Source organism: Marisediminitalea alba (genome assembly GCF_002993365.1).
GTDB classification, from domain to species: Bacteria; Pseudomonadota; Gammaproteobacteria; order Enterobacterales; family Alteromonadaceae; genus Alteromonas; species Alteromonas alba.
Genome location: NZ_PVNP01000193.1, coordinates 47,925 through 70,741, shown reverse-complemented (window position 1 = coordinate 70,741; position 22,817 = coordinate 47,925). Strand labels below are relative to the sequence as shown.

Genomic DNA, 22,817 nt, shown 5'->3' with positions numbered 1-22,817 from the left:
ACCGACTTAGAAGTGCTGCTGTACATACTGGTAAATATAGTCTCTTAAACATTTTACCCGTTGACTCAGCAGCTTGCCACCTGGCCAGAGTAAAAACATATCTCTGACCTCTCCGCCCCATTCAGGGAGTATTCTGATGAGTTGACCACCGGCCAGTTCTTCTTTTACCTCAGTAATCGGCGCCAGGGCAATCCCCTGGGAATCGCGAACAAAATATTTAACCATCAGAGGATCGTTTACCTGCGCCCGACAGCGAGGATACAAGGTAAAGGTCTGGCCGTTAGTTTCATGATGCAAATGCCACTTTGGGCGCATACTCAGGCCAATTAAGTCATGTTCAGATAAGTCGGCGGGAGTTTGGGGCATCCCGTGATGGGCAATGTATCCCTCACTGGCCACCAGCACGTTTTCAATCTGACCCAGACGACGCTGATACAAAGATGAATCATCCTGTCTGCCGATGCGGATGGCCAGGTCCGCCTGGGTTTCTATCATGTCCATGGGATGATTGCTTAAGTGCAATTCCAATTCTATTTTGGGATACTCACGGGTAAAGGCGATCCACATCGGCCCCAATATGCCATGGGAAATATTCACCGGCGCCAACACCTTTAACTTGCCTTCAAGCTTTTGTGACTCCTCACTAAATTGCTGACGAGCAGCCTCAAAACGTTCGACAAGTTCCGCATAGGCATCAAAGTAGGCGTCTCCATCCTGTGTAAGAACACATTTTCGTGCAGACCGGTGAAGTAACTTTACGCCCAGGGCATGCTCAAGTTTTTGTAGTCTGCGTGTGACCGTAGCCGCAGGTAACCCGGCATGGCGTGCAGCACTGGCCAGATTGCCGTGCTTTACCACCTGAACAAACAGAGCGATATCGTCTAAAGATGATTTCATTTATGTAATTTAAGATTAATAAATTAAGCATTTATACCATAATTGTAACGCATTACACTTTTAACGTAGTTAATTTGTTTGTCCCCTATTAACAGGAATTCTCATATTATGTTCCATCCTCGCTTTGCACCTATCGTGTTTGCCCTGTTTATGGCGTTCTTTATGTCGGGGATCATGTCGCTGGTGGTTACTACCATCAATATTGGCCTGGTCGATGACTTATTGTTGCGCTGGCTTGTTTCATGGCCAATGACCTTTGCCATCGCCTTCCCTACCATCATGGTTGTCGCGCCTATGGTCAAACGCATTGTAGGCCGTTTAATTATGCAGGAACTATCCGCGGAAGAATAAAACCTTTGACCTTAATAAAAACCATCGCCAGTCGCGGTGTTTTTTAAAGGCAAAAAAAAGCCTCCGAACGGAGGCTTTTTAGTAACTGGTGGCGTGTTTACAGGCCGTTCAGAAACGCATCAAACTTGCTCTGATAGGTTTCTTTAAGGCGTAGACACTGATTAGACTCGTCCATCATAATGTCATAACTGCGAGCCATACCTTCGTGTTGGTCTTTAATCGGGCCATAGAATTCAATGGCCAGCGCCAGGTTATCAGCATCACAGGTAGTCGCTATAAACTCAGGCATGCGTGATACATGATAATCAGGCATTTTTTCTACCACGGCATCGGCATTTTTGGTTAACCAGGCATAATAAGGCGTTTGATCATCCAGATTACGTGTCACGCTAGCCAGCATTAAAATCGTATTAGCCGGCGTTACATTGTCGGTCAGTGCCAGATCGAGCAGCTTGTCGATCATTGCCGGATCTTCATAACCCATCGAATAAAGCAGCGTGTTTTTCACGTTCGGTAATTTGCTGTCGGCAAAGACCTTCATAATGCGATCAAACCAGGCAGGGTCGGCATCCGGCCCCATGGTTGTGACGTTCAGAGCGGTTCTGGCTATACCATTTGGCATACTGCCGGTATCGGCCAGGTACTGCTCAGCCAACGCCTTGCTTTTCTTAATCAGCTCTTCATTGTCACTATGACGACCCAGTAAGCTATACAGCTGGGTACGCAGTCTGATAACACTTTCATCATCATCATCCGACTGTGTCAGCGTGAGCTTCTCCAGCAGCGGCATGTATTTTTCATTGAGCAGTTCGGCAAATTGCGCTTCGTTGTCGTCATTAACCAGATACAGGAAACCAGCCAGCGTGCCCACTGAGGCACGAATAACCACCGGATCATCATCTGCAGCCATGGCATTCAGTACTTTCATTACGCTGTCGATGCCTGCTTCACCACCGTTTAACAGTGCCTGCATGTTATACAGTACGTTTTTCTTTTCACGGTTGTTCAGCACATCCAAATCAGCCAGCAGGTTATCCATCTGCGCAGCCGGAATAGACCAGCGGAAATAGCCGGTGGCATTATCGTTAGGGAAAACCCATTCCGCTTCTGCCAACTGTGGTAAACGGGTAGACTTCTTATCCACAAACACAATCTCACGGTGGATTTTACCGTTTTTTTTGTAACTGATGTTCAGCGGTACCGCCCAGGTTTGCTCTTTCACGTCGGCACCGGCCAGGTGGAAACGTTTCTGTGCGATGGTGCCGTCACCATCGATGTCCAGCAGCGGGTAGCCCGGCTGTTCAAGGTAGCCTTTCATCATTTTGCTCAGGTTGAAGTCTGATACTTCATCCAGTGCTGCCCATAAATCATCGGCCTGTGTATTGCCCCAGGCGTGTTTTTTCATGTATGCCTGAACACCTTTTCGGAAGTTTTCCGTGCCAATCAGTGACTCAATCATTTGCAGAATGGATTCGCCCTTCGAATAGTTAAGGCCCAGTCCGTCCATGACGTCAGGCTGGCTGCGAACAACTTTTTTCACCGGCTTAACGGTAGGGCTGGCATCAGCACCAAACGCGCCTTCCTGAATAATACGATCTTTGAAATTGAGTTCAGGATAAAGCTCCATCATCACATAGCTGGCCATCCACGAGGCAAACGCTTCGTTTAGCCATAAGTCATCCCACCAGGCCATGGTGACCAGATTGCCGTACCATTGGTGCGCGAGTTCGTGGGCGACCACTTCTAACGGTGCGGATCGTTCTGCCAGACCCGGCTCGTCTTCCAGCAGTAGCAGACTGTCTCGATACGTGATCAGACCGGCATTTTCCATGGCGCCGTGGGTAAAGTTAGGTACCGCCACAAAATCCAGCTTACGGTACGGGTAATCTATACCAAAGAAGTTCTCCAGTGATTCGAGAATTTCAGGCGTGTGCTTCACAATAAACTTGGTTTTATCGGCGTAACCGTTAGGCACATATAGCTTACCAGGCACTGACAGGCCTTCCATTTCAACGCTGTCGAATGGACCTACTGTATAAGCGATAAGGTAAGTTGGCATGGGTTTGGTTTTCATAAAGGTAACGGTTTGCATACCGTCTTCAACGGTGCGCTTCTCAACCGGTGTATTGGACGCTACAACCTGTTTTTCCGGCGTTGTAATGGTCATTTGATAAGGAATTTTAAACGCAGGTTCGTCGAAGCTGGGGAACGCCTTACGTGCATGCATATCTTCAAACTGCGTGAAGATGTAATTACGGCCTTCGAAGCTCGACAGGTACATACCATCTGAAGAGGTATTTACCTTGCCTTCAAAACTGATTGCCAGCTCATAAGTACCTACCGGGACGGTCGCAGAACTGTGGCCCCAGTTGATGTTGTAATCGTCTTCGGTAATACGCAGCGGATAAATACGGTTGCCCTGGCGAAGTTCGGCATTGGTAACCTGAATATCCATTTGATAAAAGCCGACTTTAGTCACCGGCTCAGTAATATTGAGCTCGATAATCGTTTCGCCGGAATAGTCAGGCTGATCCGGGTCAATATTTAAATGAATTTGTTGAAAAGTTGGCTTGATGGCGCCAGGTAGCCGATAGTCCACATCTTCTGCGGTGGCAACATTTGCCACTAGCATTAACATACAGGAGACCCAGGATAAGAGTCTTTTCATGAACGTGTCCTCACTGTCGTTTGGGATTGGTATTTTTATGATTTGGTGATGAAATAGCCCGGAAATGGTAACACTTATTGTTACTAAAATTTAGTCGATAAATTGTAACCAACTGTTGTGAGCTGTAAACTGAACCTTATAACTGGTTAGTTCACCGTTTTGCGGAATTTTTAACCACACCGCCTGCACTGCCGAATGCACTGCCTGTGAAGCCACTTTGGCAGTACTGAGATGCTCTGTTAATGCCTCCCAGGCCCGCTATCCGCCCTGCCTGTACAGCTTTTATAAGCTTATTAGCGCCAACATCATAAACAAAGCATTATCCATCTAAAATAAAATTTTATTACTTTCTATGATCCTCTGATGTGTACAAAACGTTAAAGGTTTGTAAATTTATCTGTAGCAACGGAGAACATGATGAAGTACAGAGGGCTCGCAATCATTGCTTGTACCGCACTGCTAACCGCGTGTATGGACGATGACGATAAAACAGAAGAAACACCGCCTCCCCCACCCACCTTCAGCGCCAGCACTACCATTGAAATTGACTTAACCGGTAAACAACAGGTACCGGCGAACATGTCTGAACAAATGGCTTCTGCCACCATTGAGCTTGACGAAACGCTTGGCTTAATGCGCGCTTCGGTGGACGTGAGTAATGTGGAAGGTGTGCAGGCCATTCATATTCACGATGGTGACATCGGGCGTAACGGGGAAGTGGCCTTCGAATTTTCTGAAGGGTCAACGGCCGGTACCTATACCCTGGATGAAACCAGTGTCAGCAGTGAGTTGATCGCTGATTTACTGGAAGGTGAATGGTACATCAACGTACATACCAACACTTTTGAAGACGGTGAACTGCGCGGCCAGATTGTGACCGACGATATGGCAGTGGTTACTTTTATGCTCGACGGTAAGCAGGAAGTTCCTGCGGTGACCACCCTGGCCGATGGGTATGGTTATGCGCTGGTATCAACGGCTACCTACGATTTAGATCTGGTAATTTACACAGAAGACGTCGAGGCAACCGCAGCGCACATCCACACCGGTCGGGTTGGCAATAACGGTGATGTGCTGGTGGCCCTCGAGCAGTCGATGGAAGATACCAGCATGTGGATGACGCCGGAAGACACAATGATCAACGAGGATATTTTTGCTGTTCTGGCATCAGGTGGTCACTACGTTAATGTCCATTCCGATGCTTTCCCGAATGGTGAAATCCGCGGCCAGATACTGACCGATAACTTTGCCCTCGCCACGTTTGACCTGAGTGGTGAACAGGAAGTACCGGTAGTCGATACCACTGCCTATGGCAGTGGCTATGCGTTGATTGATACATCTTCTTACGCCCTGGAGCTAACCGTTATCACCGAAGGTGTGGACAATGCCACCGCTGCGCACATTCACACCGGTCGGGTAGGCATGAACGGGGATGTACTGGTAACGCTTGAGCAATCCGCAGACGACATGGGTAAATGGGTCACACCAGACGACCTGGCTATTGATGCTGCCACGTTTGACGTGTTGGCGTCAGGTGGACACTACGTTAACGTGCATACTCCGGTTAACGGCAGTGGCGAGTTAAGAGGCCAGATATTAACCAGCAACTTCGCCCTGGCAACATTCGGCCTGAGTGGCGATCAACAGGTGCCAGTGGCGTCTACCAGTGCTATGGGCAATGGCTATGCATTGGTTAACACTTCAACCTACGATCTTGAACTGGTCATCGACACGACCGGCGTTGACAATGCCACGGCCGCTCATATCCATACCGGTGGAATTGGTACAAATGGCGACGTGTTAGTTGCACTGGAACAGTCCATGAGCGACCCGGGTATGTGGATGACTCCCGCCGATACCGCCATTAATGCTGACATTCTCGCCGTACTTGCAGGCGGTGGCCATTACGTTAATGTTCATACCCCGGCCTTCCCTGACGGGGAAATTCGTGGTCAGATTGTTACGCCTCAGTACGTTATTGCGACCTTCGGCTTAAGTGGTGCTCAGGAAGTCCCGGCGGTCACTACAATGGCCTCAGGTAACGGTTATGCGTTGGTCAATTCGCTCACCTATGACCTTGATTTAGTGGTTCACACCAATGGTGTGGATGATGCCACCGCAGCGCATATTCATACAGGTCGGGTTGGCATGAATGGCGACGTCCTGGTGGCCCTTGAGCAGTCTGCTGATGATGCCGGCATGTGGATGACAGCCGATGACGCCATGCTGACGCCGGCGATCTTCGAGGTGCTGGCTTCCGGCGGTCACTATGTAAATGTACATACACCTGCTAACCCAAGTGGTGAACTTCGTGGTCAAATCCTTACCGACAACTTTGTGATGGTCGCTTTTGGATTAAGCGGTGACCAGGAAACCCACGCGGTTACCACCGCGGCTACAGGCAGCGGTTATGCGCTGGTCAATACCGATGATTTCAGCCTGGAATTGCAGGTGGTTACCAGTGGCGTAGCCGACGCAACCGCCGCGCACATTCATACCGGTGCAGCTGGCATTGATGGCCCGGTGCTGTTAGGACTTGAGCAGGACACTGATGATGTAAATCGCTGGATGGCACCCGCTAACGCGATGCTTGATGCTGCTATTTTTAGCGTGCTGGCGGCAGGCGGACATTATGTGAATGTGCACACGCCAGCTTACCCTAACGGTGAGCTACGGGGGCAGATTCAGTAATCTTACCTGCCAGCATATATAATCTCAAAGGGGCGCTACTAGCGCCCCTTTTTTATAAACGCCTTTATTGGGCTTTAACCCAATCAAGCACACCGGTAAACCAATCCACCTTATGCCGCATGCCAAAGCCATGTCCCCCCTCTTCCAGCAACAACATACGCACGGCCACGTTTTTCTCCCGCAAGGCTGCGTAATACTCCAGAGCATTATCAACTACCACTACACTGTCGTCGTTTGCGTGAACGATGTAGGCTGGCGGCGTTTGCTCAGTAGCCTGTAATTCGTTGGAATAAGCGGTTACCAATGCCGCTTCGGGCTGTTCACCCAACAACAGATTACGTGAGCCCTCATGGGTATTGTTTGCCTGCATACTGATCACCGGATAGATCAGGATTTGAAAAGCAGGTCTGAGCACTTTAGCGTCATAACTGTCGATCACCGGTTGCGCAAAATGCGTCGCGCCGGTTGCTGCCAGATGACCGCCGGCAGAAAAGCCCATCACGCCAAACTTGCTCTGGCTAAGCTGCCACTGTTCGCCACCCTGTTGAAGCCGGTAAAAGGCCTGTTGCAAATCCTGCAGTGGCCCTTCATGAGGAATTTCCATGGTGGCAGGATTGGGCATGCGATACCATAAAACCGCCGCGGCAACGCCGTTTTCAGCAAACCGCTCAGCCACTTCCTGGCCTTCCTTAATGGATGACACGCCAAAATAGCCGCCGCCGGGACAGATAATAACCGTTTTTTCAACAGCCTTACTTTCAGGAAGGTAAAGAGTAAGTGAAGGCTTACTTATTGCGGTGATAAAACGGTCATTAAAGCGCTCATCAAAAAGCTTCCCCTGATTGCTGGTGTCGATAGCGCCAGGTATACCTTGTGGGTAGAGTTCAAGGTCCAGTTTGCGAATAGCTGATTGCGCAGAAAAACTCACTACCAGCAACAAGCTGGTAACCAGTGTAGATAGTTTCACGGTTTATTCCCCTGTTATTTTGTATGACAAATTAACATAAAATAAACAATAAAAAAGTGCCGGCGACCGGTTGAAGGCAAAATTGCGCGAGGCAGCGGAGGCCTCGCGCTAGCAGCTACAAAGGTTAATTTACAAAGCCTTCGTTGGCTTTAATGGTAAGCGGATGATAGCCCGGCTTAGCCTCGGCAAAGGCTTTCTGAGCAAAAGCTTTACCCTGCGGGGTTTTCGACAATTCACGGTACAAGGGTTTAACCAGCTTGTTGCGACCGATAGAGACCAGATAGTCATACAGTCTGTCATAGGCTGGCTGGTATTCATTGTGCACGGCAATCATCAGCCAGCTGTGAGCTATCTCGTTGTTGCTACTGGCTGTCAGGCCAAAGGCATCATCGAGTTCTGCGAGTTGCTCATCAGACAATTTCTCTGGCATGTTATTTAAGAAATACAGCCACTGGTGAACGGTCCACTTCGCAGTATCAATGCTGGTGGCGGTTTTCTCGCCCGACAACCAGTCCTGACGCGCCTGATCAACAATCGAGAAAGCATCTGAGGTTGGCATTGGCGCATCGGCCGGAATGCCCGGTTTGAAGATCCACTGTTCAATTCGCTCGCTGTCGAGTTTATCCGGGTACTCGGCTAACAGTGTATCGCTCAGATAAGCGATAAACTCATCGGTAGTGATGCTCTTAAAGGCAAAGTGCTGAAAGTAATTCAACAGAAACTGGTCGAAGTTTTCACGCCCGACTTTTTGTTCCAGTTCGCGTAGAAACAGCGCACCTTTTTCATAGGGAATATCTGAGAACACGTCGTCCGGATTACGACCGCGTAAATCAATCGCCAGGATCTGATCATTCGCTGGCAACGCAGCAATATCTTCCTGCAAATCCTGATAGCCCAGCACTGCTTCCATGCGGTAACGGTCGTGACCATAAATCATTTCCATTATGCGGTAGGTAAGATAGGTGGTGAAACCTTCGTTCAACCACAGGTCGCGCCAGGTGGCATTGGTAACAGTATTCCCCGACCAGCTGTGCGCCAGTTCGTGGGCAATCAGGGATACCAGACTTTTATCACCGGCAATCACGGTTGGCGTGATAAACGACAAACGAGGATTTTCCATCCCGCCAAAAGGAAATGAGGGCGGCAGGATCAGCAGATCGTAGCGGTCCCAGCCATAAGGGCCGTAGGTCTCTTCGGTGGCTTCCAGCATGCTTTCGGTATCGGCAAATTCTTCTGCCGCAGCGTCCAGTAATGCCGGTTCAGCGTAAACCCCGGTACGCTCGCCCATAGGTTTAAACTGCAAATCACCAATGGCCAGTGCAATCAGATAAGACGGGACCGGTTGCGGCATGGTGAAATCGTACTCGCCGTCACGCTCGGTATCGGGATCGTTGGCCGCGCTCATTACGGCCAGCAGCGCCTCAGGCGTGTGAATGGTGGCATTGTAAGTTACCCGTACCTGTGGCGAGTCCTGTAAGGGAATAAAGCTACGGGCATGAACCGCCTGGGCCTGGGTAAACAAAAACGGGTGCTGTTTGCCTGCCGTCTGTGACGGCGTAAGCCACTGTACCCCGGAGGCCTGTGGCGAGGTAGCGTATTCGATAGTTACCTTATTGCCCTGCTCCGGCAGGTCAATTTCCAGCGCCGCGCCCAGTTCCGGATCGGCAGGTTGTAACTGATAATCCAGCGTTTCCCCGTTGGCGGTGACACTCTGAATGCTAAGATCACGGGTATCCACAATCAGCGTATCGGCCTGTGCAGTCTGTTTCTGATACGTTAGTGTGGCACTGCCGCTTAATACGCTGGCAGCAAAGTCAGCAGTGAGATCCAAATCCAGGTGAGTTACGGTGACTTCAGCAGGATTAGAAAAGGAGTGATAATCCACCCCGGCCTGAATACCGCTGTTATCAGCAGCAGTTGCTTCGGCCGCCGGCACTGAACTATCGGTTTCAGGCGCCGGTGAACAAGCGGTGAATAAAGGAATGGTGGTAAGTAACCATGCGAGATTCTTCATTGTCGTCCTGTTGTTATTATGATGATTTGCGTCTGCGTCATAGTAGCGAAATCACGGCCAGCTTGCATCAGCAAACTGGCCAAACACAGGCGCCAGCGCCGAATGTCATTGCCCGAGCCAGAATTAGTGAAGTCTGTCAGAGCCTGAACTGACCCACCAGCTTTTCCAACCGGTCGGTTTTATCATTCAGAATTTTACAGCCCTGCTTATTGTCGGACGAAGCCTTAGCCAGTTGCCCGGTATGCTCATTCACTTCGTTCACCCGCACGCTGATATCGGCCGACACTTCACTTTGCTCATGGGCGGCAGCGGCAATTTCGGCATTCATCTGATTAATCGTCTGGGTAGCGGTAATTATCGCCAGCAGGGCTTCACGGGTAGCCTCTACTCTTAGCTGAGTCTCCTGACTTTTGTCCAGGCTGCTTTGCATGGTTTCCAGCGCCGACTGCGAGCCACTTTGTAGCCGCTGGATCATATCCTGAATTTGCTCGGTACTGTCCTGAGTCTTGCTGGCCAGGCTACGCACTTCATCGGCAACCACCGCAAATCCGCGTCCCTGCTCGCCGGCACGAGCCGCCTCTATGGCGGCGTTAAGGGCCAGCAGATTGGTTTGCGCCGCAATGTTTTCAATCACATGCAGCAAGTTAACGATTCCATCTACATCCCCCCCAACGCGCTGCACTACGTTACTGGCACGGCTGATTTCTTCGGCCAGCTGATTCATACTGCTAACGGTTTCATCTACCGTTTTATCGGCCAGCTCACTTTGCTGTTCAGCCTGCTGCGCCGCCTCTGCCGCAGCCGAGGCATGCTGGGTTACATTTTGCGAGGAATGAGAGAGTTCGGTAACCGCTGTGGCAATCTGATCGGTATTGCTCTGCTGCTCTTCAGCAATAACATTGAGGTCAGACGCACGCCCGTCCAGATGCGTGGTTTCCTGCTCGATGTCTTTGGTGACGTCTCTTATCATGCACATCATCTGATGCAAATTGGCCAGCAACTGATTAACGTTATTAGCCAGCGTGCCCATTTCAAACTGATCATCAACCTCGACTTTACGGGTGAGGTCACCATTCCCCTGGGCCAGCTTTTTGATTGACGAATTTACTTCATCCAGCGGCCGGGTAATACTACGACGAACCAGTAAGCCGATCACAAAGGAGACTGCGCCGAGCACAATACAACTGACAATAAGTAGCGTTACCAGATGATTACGACTGCGATAAACGGCGTCTTCAATTACCGCCAGTTCACGGTCCACTTCATCAATATAAAAACCGGTGCCAATCATTAATTGCCAGTCAGAAAAGTAGGCGGAATAAGATAACTTAGGATGAGGTTCGCGCTCGCCAGGTTTAGGGAAGTGATAAGTGACATAGTGATTGCCCTTAGCCAGGCCGTTCTTTTTGCCTGCCGCCACCAGCTCTCGCACGAGATATACGCCGTTACTGTCCTGCAAATCCCAGAAGCTGTCGCCAATCCGGTCCGGGCTCTGACCATTCAATACCCGCACACCTTTATCGGTATAGCCGAATATGTACCCCGACTCACCAAACTGAAACTGTCTGAGCAGAGCGGCGGCCTCCTCCATACTGCCGCCATTTTCGTAAATGGGCTTTACCAGACTGACTGCCATTTCGAGCAACGCTTTTACTTCTTTTTCGCGATCGTTAATCATTACCTCACGACTGCTTGATAAACGTTCTTCAGCCTGCTGATTAACCTGAAAAATAGAAAAGAAAGTCATCACCCCGCCCAGGATCAGCACAGGCACAATGGAAATGAGCAACAACTTTTGCTTAATAGACAGATTCACGGGCGACTCCAGATACATAAACTTATTGGCATATACTCAACTAAAGTATGAGCTATCCGTGCCCAATAGCAACTATATTCACCATTCGAAGTAATTATAGTGTAAATTTTATGCAATATTGATGTTGCTGGAAGGATGGATTTGAAAAGCTAAAATGCAAACTGCATCGGAAGATACTTTCGGTTAGGCAAACAAACAAGGCATTACACTCTGCGTAATGCCTTGAAATTATGAAAATAAATTTAAACTAAGCGCGTTAGTGGTTGATTTAGTGGCTGATCACGCCGCTATAGCGCAGTTTGGGGATCACTAACTCAGGAGCCACCGGCGCAGGAAAATCAGCGCTGGAGTCAAGGATCAGTGAACTGCCATCACCGAACTCATACTGAGTTAAATTCTTCGATAAAGACTTACAACTTTTACAGGTTCTGAAGCAGTGAAGCCAAAGATGCCCTTTTTCTACCATCAGAGCCTCATCGGCCTTCGAGGCTAACTTCGATTTTATTGCATGCACTGTCATAGGTAACTCCGTTGCTATGTCTTTCGCAATACGACAACCGAAAGAATAAATGTAGGGTATGAGGTTAAAAATAAAACAGGCCAGCCTCCGTAAACCGGCAAAGCACAGCGACTTGCTTTATCTAAACTAAAGTATAGCAGGGCCAACTGATTAAAATTTGATCCACATCTAATTTTTTGGCCCTTTGGTTTATGACCGCGAAAAGCTTAAGATTATTCTTCGTCACTGGTGGGTGGTCGGGCTGACGAACCGGCCAGAATACCACCGTCTATGGTTAGCTCCGTGCCGGTAACATATTTTGACTCTTCGCAGGCAAGATAAAGCGCAGCAAAGGCCACATCTTGTGGCGCTCCCATATGTTGCAGAGGAATGTCTGCGGCAATGGCCGCAATAGCTTGTTCTCGAGCTTCCCCCTTGCCAAGCATTGCCTCCCAGATGGGCGTGAGGATCGCACCGGGATGAATGGAGTTACACCGAATTGGGTAGCCTTTCTCTGCGCAGTACAAAGCCACTGATTTGGTATGATTTCGTACTGCCGCCTTACTCGATGCGTAAGCCGCTGCCGCGGGGATCCCCACCATGCCGGAGCGGGAGGAAATATTAACGATACTGGCTGCCGGACTTTGCTTCATTAAGCCTATAGCGTATTTACAGCCCAGCGCAACGCCATCCAGATTAACCCGGTGCACGGCATGCCAACTGTCTAAGTTAAAATGCTCAGGATCAAACGGGCCGGGATGGCTCATAAAGCCGGTAATCCCCGCATTATTCACCAGTATATCGAGCCTGCCGAAATCGTCGCGCACGCGCTCAGAAATCGCCGCCCACGCAGCCTCAGAGCCCACATCCAGCGGCAAAAATTGCGCAGAATCACCAATATCACTGGCAACCTGCTGGCCGGCCTGTTCGTCTACATCGGTAACAATGACCGTTGCCCCCTGTCGGGCAAACTCTTCAGCGATTGCCTGACCAATCCCTCTGGCTGCGCCGGTCACCAGTGCTATTTTGTTAGCTAAACGCATCCTTGCCTCCTAAAAAATTAACGATTAACCCGCAAACGACTCCGCCTGGTAATGCTGCTTTACCTTTTCGATAAAGTGCTGCCAGGTGTCATTGGGCTGCCAGATAGCCAGCATATCTTGCCGCGCTGCGGCTTCGTTTTCCTGCAGGCGGATAACACGATATAAATAGGTAAATACTGCGCCCCGCCAGTTTAACTTGCAGTGTGTTAACGTCACACCCTGCTGGGCCGGGCTTTCCATAAACGCCACATAGTCGACAAAGTTGGCCACGGTTGGATTTTCCCACTCCACCTGAATGTTGTGATAATCCATGCCCAAATCGCTGACTAAAGTTTGTTCCTCATTCCTGTCTCCGGGGATAAGATCGATTACCCGGGTGACTCCGAGAGATTTAAAGGTTTCAAAATGGGCAGCATCAGGTAACCCGGAGCTCATCATCTGTGGCGTATTGACCTGATAATTTTTAAGGCTGGTCAGTGGTTTTTCGACTGCGCCGACGGCAAACGCCATAAAGCCGGCTGACCCTAACAGCCATGCGCAGAGGGTCCTGCCTGTCTTATTCCTGTCTTTATTCATTGCCTGTTCCTTATTACAGCAAACCTGCTGTTATCCAATGCCAGTATAAAGAACACCCGGTAAACTGCAATCTACCAACATCACCGCTCAAAAAACCGGAAAACCGGCGACGAAATCCCACGCCGCAAGTGAGTCGTTCAGTTCAGCACTGCAGGTATTATTGCCTGTGGTGAACGTGATCTGCCTACATTTCACTTACTGGCAGTGATCCTGCCAGCAAAACATTATGATTGGTTATTCGTGCTACTTTTTCTGACTCACCCTGTAAAAAATAGGTAACTAGCACTACTTTATTGCACATTCATCCGGGCAAAGGGATGTACTTATACTACCGGGTAAAACCCGAAATAAACTTGACTAATACAACACCTGGTATCGCACAAAGGGGGATATGTGTGATTATTGACAATCAACTTGCGAGCTATCCAGAACACGTCTGACAGCTCAAATCAATGAACGAACTGCCGGCAAGGCAATGCTCGATATTACTATCGAGGGGCTATCTTTCTACCGCCAGAACACAGCTGCAACGTACATGCCTAAACGTATGCTCATGAACCATAAGTAAATTCTGTAGCAATATTGCAACATTTACCGGAAGAGCAACGTTGAACACTTACAATAATTAAAACTAAAGCATTGATAAGCATACGTATTACCGGCCTGGCATAACGCTTGATGGAGCATAATGGCACTTTAAGTATTCAGATAATGAAAAAAGATGTTCAATGCCAGACATTGATGTAGGAGTTGAAAATGAAAAAGCCGTTAAACGTCGTTTCAGACGCTTTAAAAAAACAAACCGCGAGAACACTTTCTGTTGTTGCCATGTCGTCCGCCATGGTCGCCTGTGGCGGTGGTGGCAGTGATAATCCCACCCCCGAACCAGACACCGCCTCTTTCAGCCTCGCCATATCAGATGCTCCGGTAGATCAGGCTAACGCTGTTGTGGTGTACTTTAATAGCGTGGAGCTTATTGGTCCTGACGGTCCGATTACCTTTGATGTGCGCGATGAAAACAACGATCCACAGGCTATCGACCTGCTCAATTATCAGGGCGAAGCCTTTGTTACCATCGTGGATGCCACCGAAATTCCCATCGGGACTTATACCCAGTTGCGCCTTGAAGTCACCGCAGACTCTTACATTGAAATGGACAGCGGCACCTTTGAACTCAAAGTGCCCAGCAACGAGTTGAAGCTCGACGGCATTGAAGCCCTACCGGGTGTAGAAGCCGCTTATACCGTAGAATTTGATTTGCGTAAGAGCCTGGTCGACCCGGTGGGTCAGCCCAACACTATCTTCTTAAAACCCCGTGGCGTACGGTTAGTCGCAAACGACTCAGTAGGCACGTTATTCGGCACGGTTTCACCGGCGTTAATTGAAAGCGCGGCTTGTGCCGAAAAGATAGATATGAACAGCGGTAATGCCGTTTACGTATATGAAGGCGACACGCTGGATGAAACGCTGCTGGGCGATGATGCCGACGAACCGGCCAATGCCGATGAAATCTCTCCCTACACTGTGGCTAACGTCAATTACAATGAAGAGAGTGAGAACTATGAATTTGTCGCTGGCTACCTGCCGGCCGGCCCTTATACGGTAGGCTTCAGCTGCCTGGCGTTAAACGACGAGCCGGAAACTGATGAGAATGCAGAGGTATTCAGCTTCCAGGCCGTGGTCGAAACATCGGTAACCGCAACCGAACAAACGACTATCGACATTCAATAATCCTCAGACGGGCAACGGACTGCCCGATTCACTCTGTCTCCGCAGTAAGATATTGCGCCAGTACAGCATTAAGCTGCCCCACTTCTACAGGCTTCGATAAATAATCATCAAAACCCTCTTCACGATAGAGCGCTACATCTGCGGCCATGGCATTGGCGGTTACCGCTACCACCGGCAATTCAGGATGCAGACTTTTAATTCGTTTACAGGCTTCCACACCATCCATGACCGGCATTTGAATATCCATTAACACCAAGTCCGGACGTTTCTTACCTACAAACTCAACTGCTTCCAGGCCGTTTTCGGCAAAAAACAGGGTTGCTCTGGTTTCTGCCAGCATAGCCTCTATCACTGCACGATTAATTTCGTTGTCTTCAGCCACCAGGATCATTACGTTGCTTAAATCGGGTTGTTTCTCATCATTATCCGGTGCCGAGTCAAGCACATCACCGGCAGCCTTAACTACTGGTAGAGTGACAATAAACCTCGACCCCTCACCCGGTTTACTCACCACCCGGATCTTGCCGTGCATTACGTGCACCAGTGATTGGGTGATGGCCATTCCGAGCCCCGTACCGCCGTATTTACGAGTGGTGGAGGAATCAGCTTGCTCAAAGCGCTCAAACAATCGGTCCAGAGCGTCTTTGGTCATGCCCTGACCGGTATCGGTAATACTGAACAGCAATTCATCACTGGCAGTGTTGCGGGCCGAGATAGTGACTTTTCCCTGCTCGGTGAATTTTATAGCGTTAGTGCCAATGTTCAGCAGCACCTGACGTATTCTCCCCGCATCACCAATCCAGACATCATGATTTGCCTGATTTTCAAAGAGCAGCGCCACGGGTTTATTGCCTGCAATCATCGACATATCCGATTGCAGTCCATCAAGCATAGTCGACAAACTAAAAGGATGAGGGTCGATACTTATCTTACCCGCTTCGATTTTAGAGAAGTCGAGGATATCGTTAATAATCCTGCTCAGATTGCGAGTGGAGTAAACTGCCTTATCCAGCAAACCACTGTGTTGCTCGCCCACATCGGAGCGGCGGATCAGTTGCAGGGCACCGTAAATACCGTTTAGCGGTGTGCGGATCTCATGACTCATATTGGCCAGGAAGCTCGACTTAGCCTCATTGGCCTGCTCTGCCTGAAGCCGCGCCTCTTTTAGTTCCTGCTCGCGTTTTAACTGCGGAGTGAGATCGTAAGCGATCCCAAGAAAACCAAAGAGATTACCGTCTTCATCGAATAAACTGGTAGCACTGAGTCGCACCGGTACCTTAGAGCCATCTTTGCGCACATAGGTCCAGTTGTTGATGTCAGTATTACCGTTTATCACTTTTTCCACGAATACGTCGAAGCCAGGTTCAATCCGCCGTCCGAGCTCTTCGGTGAGCTCTGCTGCCCGGGCTTCCATCTCTTCATACAAATGAAAAACAGCAGGGGTCTGCTTACCAACCATTTCGTCGGAGCGGTAGCCAATCAACTTTTCGGCAGCCGGGTTAAATGCAGTAATCAGACCCTCATTATCGGTAGCAATCAGCGCGTAACCAGCACTTTCCAGGATCCGCCGCTGTAAAATATTCGCCTGGGCTATCTCATGAGTACGGGCAGCTACTTCGCCTTCCAGCTTTTCATTGTTTAACTCCAGGGCGCGTTGATTGGCCTCGGCAAGCCCCCGTTTATAACGTTTTGCATCAGCACGGCGGCTTAACACAATATGTAGACTGAAAATCACCAATGCCAGACTGGTCACGATAGCCAGCGTATTATTGAACGCCTGTTGCCTGGACGGTAAACGCAAACCATCAATAAAAGCCTGGTTTGGCGTTAGCGATAAACGCCAGTTGCGGCCGAACAGTTGTAAGGTTTGCTGAATTTTCAAGGCGTCAAGACTGCCATCCTGATGACGCCCAAAGAACGTCAGGGCATCGCCGGCAGAGATATCATCGATAGTAAGCATCACGTCATCGCGTAAACCACTTACCGAAGATAACACTTCATCGATCAGCAGCGGTGCGTAGCTCCAGCCCACCAACGCTTTCATCCGCGCATCATCCGCCTCCGGCACGTTCAACGTGTTGTACACCGGCTGCATAATTAAAAAACCCTGCAAGCGCTTTTTATTTGCCTGCACCAGGGTGATAGGCGCCGTTAACTGGGTAGAATTCGATTTTGCGGCTTTCTCTGCAGAGCGACGTCGCATGGTTTCAGAGCCAATATCCAGCCCGATAGCCTGTAGGTTTGCGTGCTCAGGCATTATGTACTGGATGATAAAATAACTGTTGGTATGAGGTGTTAATGTGCGAAGTTCAAATTGTTTATCCGGCCTGTCCAGCCCCGCCATGGCGATGAATTCGGCAAAGTCTGTTACCTCGACTCTGCGGATAAAGCCAAATCCCCGGGCGCCCGGGTATTGCTGACTGTAATTCTGGCTTCTGGCATAGGTTTGTACGTAATCGTAATTCAGGTTATCTATACCCACTGCCACAATCGATGCTTTTAAGCTCGACAGCCCGTACGCATAAAGTGATACGCGATCATTTACCGCTTCGCTGATTTGCGCCAGGCGCTGCTCAAGGGCTTCGGTGATCAGTTGACCTCGCTGCGCTTCGTAACTTTTACCCACTTCGGTGGCATAGAGGTAGCCGATAACCAAAACAATCAGTGGTAACCACACAGACTTGCTGATGCTGCTCTGGATGGATGCACGCCTTAAGTCTTTCACCGACATCAATTTACACTCAACAAATTAAATACTTAGAATGCACCAGTATACAAAATCAGTCCTGTTAATATGCACCGCCCACCCATTTAGTATACAAGCGATCAGAATCCGTGCATAAAAAAAGCACACACCTAATCGAAATCGTGAACTTCACAGCTGTCAGAACTGGCTGACCATTGAACTTGCGACATAAATCGGTCGATCACCGCCGACGGGTATTTAAACTCTTACTCCAGCGGACTATCATTCACTTCTTAGCTATTTAGGAAGGATATTTTTGGTGAGTCAGGCAACTGTTAAGTTACTTCAGGATTACTACGCTGCTTTTAGCAAGCAGGATATGGACACCTTTTTGTCGCTGCTCACCCATGATGTGATTCATGACATCAATCAGGGCGCACGCGAAGACGGTAAAGATGCCTTTGCGGCGTTTATGGCGCGCATGAACAAACACTACAAAGAAACCATTGTAGATATTGAAGTAATGACCAATACCGCGGGCGACCGAGCTGCAGTAGAATTTACCGTATTAGGCGAATACCTGGCCACCGATGAGGGGTTACCCGAAGCCAACGGGCAGACTTATAAGCTGCCGGCCGGTGCGTTTTTTGATATTCGTGATGGCCTGGTTGCCCGGGTAACCAACTATTACAACCTTGAAGAATGGATAGCACAGGTTTCGGCCTGATTGCTACACAACACCCAATATGCTTACTTTTAAATGTTTATCCGGTGCAGCCCTACATCAATATATAGATGAACTCGCCCAGCTGCGCATGCAGGTGTTTCGCGACTTTCCCTATTTATATGATGGCGATGCCGCATATGAAGCCCGTTATCTGAGTACCTATATTGCAGCGCCCGAGAGTATTATTGTGCTCGCATTCGATGGCGCTAAAGCCGTAGGCGCGTCTACCGGCGTACCGCTGAAGCATGAAACTTCAGAAGTAAAGCAGCCTTTTGTGAATGCCGGGTTTGATACTGAGTGCATTTTTTATTGTGGCGAGTCGGTGCTGCTGCCGCAATATCGTGGTCAGGGGGCGGGTGTTGCCTTTTTTGAATATCGAGAGGCGCACGCCAAAGCCATCGCCGGCATGACTCACTCATGCTTTTGTGCGGTTCAGCGCCCGGCTGATCACCCGGCCCGCCCGGCAGATTTTAAGCCACTTGATACATTCTGGCAGCATCGCGGTTATCAGAAATGTGCCGACCTGACGACCACCTTCAGTTGGAAGGAAATAGGTGAGTCTGAGGAGTCTACCAAACCCATGACATTCTGGATGAAATCACTCTCTTAGGAGTAGCAATGCACACATTTAAACTGGCCTCTGCTCAGTATGACATCGGTTTTTTTGAACACTGGGATGAGTTTGCCAGTAAGCTTGAAGACTGGGTAAGCCGCGCGGCCAGACAAGGGGCCAGACTGCTGGTTTTTCCTGAGTATGGCAGCATGGAGCTTAGTTCCCTGTTTGGCGAAGCGGTATATAGTGATCTAGCCCGGCAACTGCACGCTATGCAAGGCCTGTTGCCCCGTTGGGTTGACCTGCATAAATCGTTAGCAGCCCAATACGATGTGCATATTCTGGCCAGTTCTTTTCCTACCGCGCAGGAGGATGGCAGTTTTGTGAATCGTGCCAATCTGTTTGGCCCTGAGGAGCTGCTCGGCTATCAGGATAAGCTCATCATGACCCGGTTCGAGAACGAACAATGGCACATTAGCCCGGGCACCGAGATTAAAGTGATTGATACACCGTTAGGCCGGATAGGCATTCACATTTGTTACGACTCTGAATTTCCCTTAATCGCCAACCATCAGGTGGCGGCTGGCGCGGATCTGCTGCTGGTACCCAGTTGTACGGATACCCAGGCGGGCTTCCACCGGGTACGCATAGGTTGTCAGGCACGTGCACTAGAGAATCAATGCTATGTGGTTCAGTCCCCAACGGTTGGTGATGCCAGCTGGTCGCCCGCCGTCGACGCCAACACCGGCCGCGCCAGCGTTTACAGTCCGGTTGATTATGGTTTTCCGGCTAACGGCATTTTAGCCGAAGGTGAAAACAGCGATCCTGCCTGGGTGTATGCCACCGTCGACCTGGGAGAAATTGCCCGAATTCGCAATGAGGGGCAGGTGTTTAATTACCGCGACTGGCCTAAACAGTTCGAGTTAAAGGCTCCAGGGTAATCACGGAAATAAAAAATCGTCTGGTTACCAGTAGTTTAGCAACTCAAAGTCCTGTTCTGCGGCATCAATGAAAGCCTGATAGATACGTTTGCGCTGCGAACTTTCCGGCACAAAGATGTAGCAAGGCGGGCGAGGAACAGACTCCTGCAACTCAAACCACAATTTATCCAGCTTATCCAGCGATTCTTTTCCGGGCACCACGTAAGTCTCCCCCCACGTGGTGGTATAGATAACGGTTACTTCATCCACCGTAGGCTTGAGACGGCTGGAGGTGAAATTGACGACCGCCATGCAGGCCTTTATTTGCATCGGGCTTAACAGGGCTTCCCGTGGAATGGTATTAACCCGCACCGGGCCGAAGATCTTACCAAAATGCTTAATCAGGGCATGTATGTCGCTGTCGGTAACCGGGTCGGTATCGTAATCCAGTAACACTGTGGTACTGATATCGATGACGCGATTACAGACGCACCATAATATGAGCCTCACTGGCGATGCGGCCACACTAATGCGGGCTTTTTCCTGGTTCTTACCCAGCACGCCGAGCTGGTCGTCACTATAGGCTGCCCAAACCTGCTGACCATTTTTACGCCGGTGCTGTTTAATAGTAATCACCGGGCAAAATACGTTGTCGTCAAAGCCGATGCGTAAAAATTCCAGCTTGTGCTCTTTTTTTGAATAAAACGTATCGAGGCGGCGGCCCAATACGGCCATGTCTTCACGACTGACCGACTGATTATCCATTTGCAGCTGAGAGGACATGCGCCGGTAGCAATAAATTAAGAAACGGTGAATTTTACGGCTCAGTTGGACTAACTCGGTGAGCGACCAGTTATGAGAATTATCCAGATGGCGGATCTGACTTTTGGTCCACCCCCACTGTTTAACCAGGCCAGCAATTATTCGCCGTTTAAAGGTAATATCACTCTCAGCCACGGGCTGGCTGAGCTGGCAATTGCACTTAATATAAAGGCACTGCTGTAGCAGCAACACGGTTTCCGGTTCGTTGACCGCCTGATAATGGCTCAGCAGCTGATCAAACATCAGAGCGTAGGGATCGATATTGGCCACGTTGCCCGGCGCTTCATCGCCGTGATGAACCCGTTTTTTCAGCAGGTTACACAACGGCTGCTCTTGCTCCAGATTCTCCAGAAACACTTCCAGCTTGGCCATTTTTAAAACTGATTTAAATGGCGACTCGATAGCTTTACCCAACTGCCAGATTGCCGCGCCAAACAATTCCTTGATATCCAGCTTGTCGAGATGGCCCAGATCCATGAACCAGTTGGGATCCGGTGAGCCGCCCTCTTCCAGGGCGTTCAGCAGGGAGTAATACTGCTGTTCGGTAGTAGCGTCGGGCGTTAACCACCAGAATGGCGCCTTACCCGCCACCACGATATTGGTGGTATAAAATTCGGATTTTAAGAACACGGCCTGAGCCGATCCGGCACTTTCGCCTTCGGCTACGCCAAAATCATTGTTTCTGACTTTGTCGATATCCGACAGGAAAAAATGCACTTCGATGTCGTAGCAGCTCATCGCCCAGTCTTCAACGGTGTTGAGTTTGCGCTGCATAGCCGCTAAAGACGCTTCGCTCAGTTTATTGCCGTCTACACAAACCCAGTAATCAAAGTCAGACTTCTCCGATTGCGCGATGGTGCCAATACTGCCCATTAACACCAAAGCGTCGATGGCTCGCTGGCGGGGCCAGACAGACTTGATGTCGTCAAATAAGTCATGATGCTGAGGAAAAATAGTAAACAACGCATCTTTTATTTCGTCACGAAAACTGAAGTTATTAAGGCCATAAAAGAGCTCTGCATCGGCATCGACATAACCGGGAAGATCAGGATGATTAACGTGCAATAAAAATGGGATGACATGAAACAATGGCCGGCGCTCTGGCGGCAATAACGCCTGTGCCCGCTCGATACGGGCCTTGTTATAGCGTAGCACCCGCAGTAATCGAATGGTCAGGTTTTGCTGAATTGTAAGCGACGGCTGTGAACTCATTGCACCACATTTATCCTTAAATACTCGTTAAAGGATAGTCATTTTATTTCAGACTGCAGTACTCTGCCGAAATAATCTGATTCAAACTCAGTTCTTTAGACTGAGATTTTCACTCTGTTATACCTTGCCCGTTTAACTGACGCCAGCGCTACCGGCAGAATTATTGATTCAAATCCTTGCCTGATGCTTTTCGATGATTTAATCAATCAATTTATTAGATTTTAAAAAGCATTTCTAATCGATAATAATTCTTAATAACAACTTCAGGAGAGTTCGATATGAAAAAAACTATTACTTTCGCCATTTTGCATTTCACTGTTGCTTTTACCGTGGCATACCTGCTTACGGGGAGTTTATTGATTGGTGGTGCTATGGCATTGGTTGAGCCATTGATTAATACGGTCGCGTTTTATTTTCATGAAAAATGGTGGACGTGGAAGACCAGCAAACAAACCACAAGCTCCTTTGCTGGCTCAGCCATGAACTCTGCTGTGCTTTAGCCTGACGCCCAGGTTTAGGCGTTACTTTATAACGCCCTTCTTCCTTTTAGTGCCATATAGCACCGCAATCACCGACCAGCTTTCGAGTACCTCACCACATCAATCGGCATTAAATACTGCCTGATAATGCAGAAGTTACGCAGA

The 22,817-nt window shown here is 49.3% G+C and carries 17 protein-coding genes; 7 read left to right on the top strand and 10 right to left on the bottom strand.

What is annotated here, in order from left to right; genetic code table 11:
• Positions 1-6 precede the first annotated feature (6 nt).
• Positions 7-897, bottom strand: a complete 891-nt coding sequence (locus C6Y40_RS18985) for a LysR family transcriptional regulator (protein ID WP_105935978.1) — start codon at positions 895-897, stop codon at positions 7-9.
• A 108-nt stretch (positions 898-1,005) separates the two neighbouring features.
• Here C6Y40_RS18985 and C6Y40_RS18980 point away from each other — a divergent pair, with 108 nt between their 5' ends.
• Positions 1,006-1,248: a DUF2798 domain-containing protein gene (locus C6Y40_RS18980; RefSeq protein ID WP_105935977.1), complete on the top strand. Its 243-nt coding sequence runs from the start codon at positions 1,006-1,008 to the stop codon at positions 1,246-1,248.
• A 97-nt stretch (positions 1,249-1,345) separates the two neighbouring features.
• Here the strand turns inward: C6Y40_RS18980 and C6Y40_RS18975 are convergent, their stop codons facing one another.
• On the bottom strand, positions 1,346-3,916 hold the full coding sequence (locus C6Y40_RS18975) for a M1 family metallopeptidase (RefSeq protein WP_105935976.1): 2,571 nt from the start codon (positions 3,914-3,916) through the stop codon (positions 1,346-1,348).
• A gap of 414 nt (positions 3,917-4,330) precedes the next feature.
• On the opposite strand from C6Y40_RS18975, the gene C6Y40_RS18970 reads away from it, so the two are divergent.
• Positions 4,331-6,607 carry a CHRD domain-containing protein gene (locus C6Y40_RS18970; protein ID WP_240622017.1) on the top strand — a complete coding sequence of 759 codons (2,277 nt, stop codon included), beginning with the start codon at positions 4,331-4,333 and terminating at the stop codon, positions 6,605-6,607.
• A 64-nt stretch (positions 6,608-6,671) separates the two neighbouring features.
• Here C6Y40_RS18970 and C6Y40_RS18965 read toward each other — a convergent pair whose 3' ends face one another.
• The 6 genes from C6Y40_RS18965 to C6Y40_RS18940 all read right to left on the bottom strand — a co-directional run bounded on the left by C6Y40_RS18965 (position 6,672) and on the right by C6Y40_RS18940 (position 13,456).
• A complete protein-coding gene (locus C6Y40_RS18965) occupies positions 6,672-7,574 on the bottom strand; it encodes an alpha/beta hydrolase (RefSeq protein WP_105935974.1) in 903 nt (300 codons plus the stop codon).
• Between the two features lie 124 nt (positions 7,575-7,698).
• Entirely contained in the window at positions 7,699-9,588 is a 1,890-nt protein-coding gene (locus tag C6Y40_RS18960) for a M1 family metallopeptidase (RefSeq protein WP_105935973.1), read from the bottom strand.
• 136 nt (positions 9,589-9,724) lie between these two features.
• Positions 9,725-11,404 carry a methyl-accepting chemotaxis protein gene (locus C6Y40_RS18955; RefSeq protein ID WP_170308537.1) on the bottom strand — a complete coding sequence of 560 codons (1,680 nt, stop codon included), beginning with the start codon at positions 11,402-11,404 and terminating at the stop codon, positions 9,725-9,727.
• A 268-nt stretch (positions 11,405-11,672) separates the two neighbouring features.
• The gene (locus C6Y40_RS18950; protein ID WP_105935971.1) at positions 11,673-11,924 is read right to left on the bottom strand and encodes a hypothetical protein; all 252 of its coding nucleotides are present in this window, start codon (positions 11,922-11,924) and stop codon (positions 11,673-11,675) included.
• A 212-nt stretch (positions 11,925-12,136) separates the two neighbouring features.
• Complete coding sequence (locus C6Y40_RS18945) at positions 12,137-12,946, bottom strand: glucose 1-dehydrogenase (protein WP_105935970.1); 810 nt, start codon at positions 12,944-12,946, stop codon at positions 12,137-12,139.
• 24 nt (positions 12,947-12,970) lie between these two features.
• On the bottom strand, positions 12,971-13,456 hold the full coding sequence (locus C6Y40_RS18940) for a protein tyrosine phosphatase family protein (protein ID WP_240622016.1): 486 nt from the start codon (positions 13,454-13,456) through the stop codon (positions 12,971-12,973).
• A gap of 822 nt (positions 13,457-14,278) precedes the next feature.
• Between C6Y40_RS18940 and C6Y40_RS18935 the strand changes: the two genes are divergently transcribed.
• Positions 14,279-15,253, top strand: coding sequence for a DUF4382 domain-containing protein (locus tag C6Y40_RS18935; RefSeq protein WP_105935968.1), 975 nt, complete (start codon positions 14,279-14,281; stop codon positions 15,251-15,253).
• A gap of 28 nt (positions 15,254-15,281) precedes the next feature.
• On the opposite strand, the gene C6Y40_RS18930 is transcribed toward C6Y40_RS18935, so the two are convergent.
• A complete protein-coding gene (locus C6Y40_RS18930; RefSeq protein ID WP_240622015.1) occupies positions 15,282-17,984 on the bottom strand; it encodes a CHASE domain-containing protein in 2,703 nt (900 codons plus the stop codon).
• Positions 17,985-18,258: 274 nt separating this feature from the next.
• Between C6Y40_RS18930 and C6Y40_RS18925 the strand changes: the two genes are divergently transcribed.
• Genes C6Y40_RS18925 through C6Y40_RS18915 form a run of 3 tightly spaced genes read left to right on the top strand, consistent with a single transcriptional unit; the run spans position 18,259 to position 20,160 of the window.
• A complete protein-coding gene (locus tag C6Y40_RS18925; RefSeq protein WP_105935967.1) occupies positions 18,259-18,666 on the top strand; it encodes a ketosteroid isomerase-related protein in 408 nt (135 codons plus the stop codon).
• A gap of 19 nt (positions 18,667-18,685) precedes the next feature.
• A complete protein-coding gene (locus C6Y40_RS18920) occupies positions 18,686-19,276 on the top strand; it encodes a GNAT family N-acetyltransferase (protein WP_105935966.1) in 591 nt (196 codons plus the stop codon).
• Between the two features lie 8 nt (positions 19,277-19,284).
• Positions 19,285-20,160, top strand: coding sequence for a carbon-nitrogen hydrolase family protein (locus tag C6Y40_RS18915; protein WP_105935965.1), 876 nt, complete (start codon positions 19,285-19,287; stop codon positions 20,158-20,160).
• Between the two features lie 24 nt (positions 20,161-20,184).
• Here C6Y40_RS18915 and C6Y40_RS18910 read toward each other — a convergent pair whose 3' ends face one another.
• Positions 20,185-22,173 carry a class I adenylate cyclase gene (locus tag C6Y40_RS18910; protein ID WP_105935964.1) on the bottom strand — a complete coding sequence of 663 codons (1,989 nt, stop codon included), beginning with the start codon at positions 22,171-22,173 and terminating at the stop codon, positions 20,185-20,187.
• A gap of 278 nt (positions 22,174-22,451) precedes the next feature.
• Between C6Y40_RS18910 and C6Y40_RS18905 the strand changes: the two genes are divergently transcribed.
• Positions 22,452-22,673 carry a DUF2061 domain-containing protein gene (locus C6Y40_RS18905; protein WP_105935963.1) on the top strand — a complete coding sequence of 74 codons (222 nt, stop codon included), beginning with the start codon at positions 22,452-22,454 and terminating at the stop codon, positions 22,671-22,673.
• Positions 22,674-22,817 lie beyond the last annotated feature (144 nt).

Bases quoted from the DNA above. Each gene is read 5' to 3' on its own strand.
- C6Y40_RS18985 (WP_105935978.1), bottom strand. From the start codon at position 897: ATGAAATCATCTTTAGACGATATCGCTCTGTTTGTTCAGGTGGTAAAG.
- C6Y40_RS18980 (WP_105935977.1), top strand. From the start codon at position 1,006: ATGTTCCATCCTCGCTTTGCACCTATCGTGTTTGCCCTGTTTATGGCG.
- C6Y40_RS18975 (WP_105935976.1), bottom strand. From the start codon at position 3,916: ATGAAAAGACTCTTATCCTGGGTCTCCTGTATGTTAATGCTAGTGGCA.
- C6Y40_RS18970 (WP_240622017.1), top strand. From the start codon at position 4,331: ATGATGAAGTACAGAGGGCTCGCAATCATTGCTTGTACCGCACTGCTA.
- C6Y40_RS18960 (WP_105935973.1), bottom strand. From the start codon at position 9,588: ATGAAGAATCTCGCATGGTTACTTACCACCATTCCTTTATTCACCGCT.
- C6Y40_RS18950 (WP_105935971.1), bottom strand. From the start codon at position 11,924: ATGACAGTGCATGCAATAAAATCGAAGTTAGCCTCGAAGGCCGATGAG.
- C6Y40_RS18945 (WP_105935970.1), bottom strand. From the start codon at position 12,946: ATGCGTTTAGCTAACAAAATAGCACTGGTGACCGGCGCAGCCAGAGGG.
- C6Y40_RS18940 (WP_240622016.1), bottom strand. From the start codon at position 13,456: ATGGCGTTTGCCGTCGGCGCAGTCGAAAAACCACTGACCAGCCTTAAA.
- C6Y40_RS18935 (WP_105935968.1), top strand. From the start codon at position 14,279: ATGAAAAAGCCGTTAAACGTCGTTTCAGACGCTTTAAAAAAACAAACC.
- C6Y40_RS18930 (WP_240622015.1), bottom strand. From the start codon at position 17,984: ATGTCGGTGAAAGACTTAAGGCGTGCATCCATCCAGAGCAGCATCAGC.
- C6Y40_RS18920 (WP_105935966.1), top strand. From the start codon at position 18,686: ATGCTTACTTTTAAATGTTTATCCGGTGCAGCCCTACATCAATATATA.
- C6Y40_RS18915 (WP_105935965.1), top strand. From the start codon at position 19,285: ATGCACACATTTAAACTGGCCTCTGCTCAGTATGACATCGGTTTTTTT.
- C6Y40_RS18910 (WP_105935964.1), bottom strand. From the start codon at position 22,173: ATGAGTTCACAGCCGTCGCTTACAATTCAGCAAAACCTGACCATTCGA.
- C6Y40_RS18905 (WP_105935963.1), top strand. From the start codon at position 22,452: ATGAAAAAAACTATTACTTTCGCCATTTTGCATTTCACTGTTGCTTTT.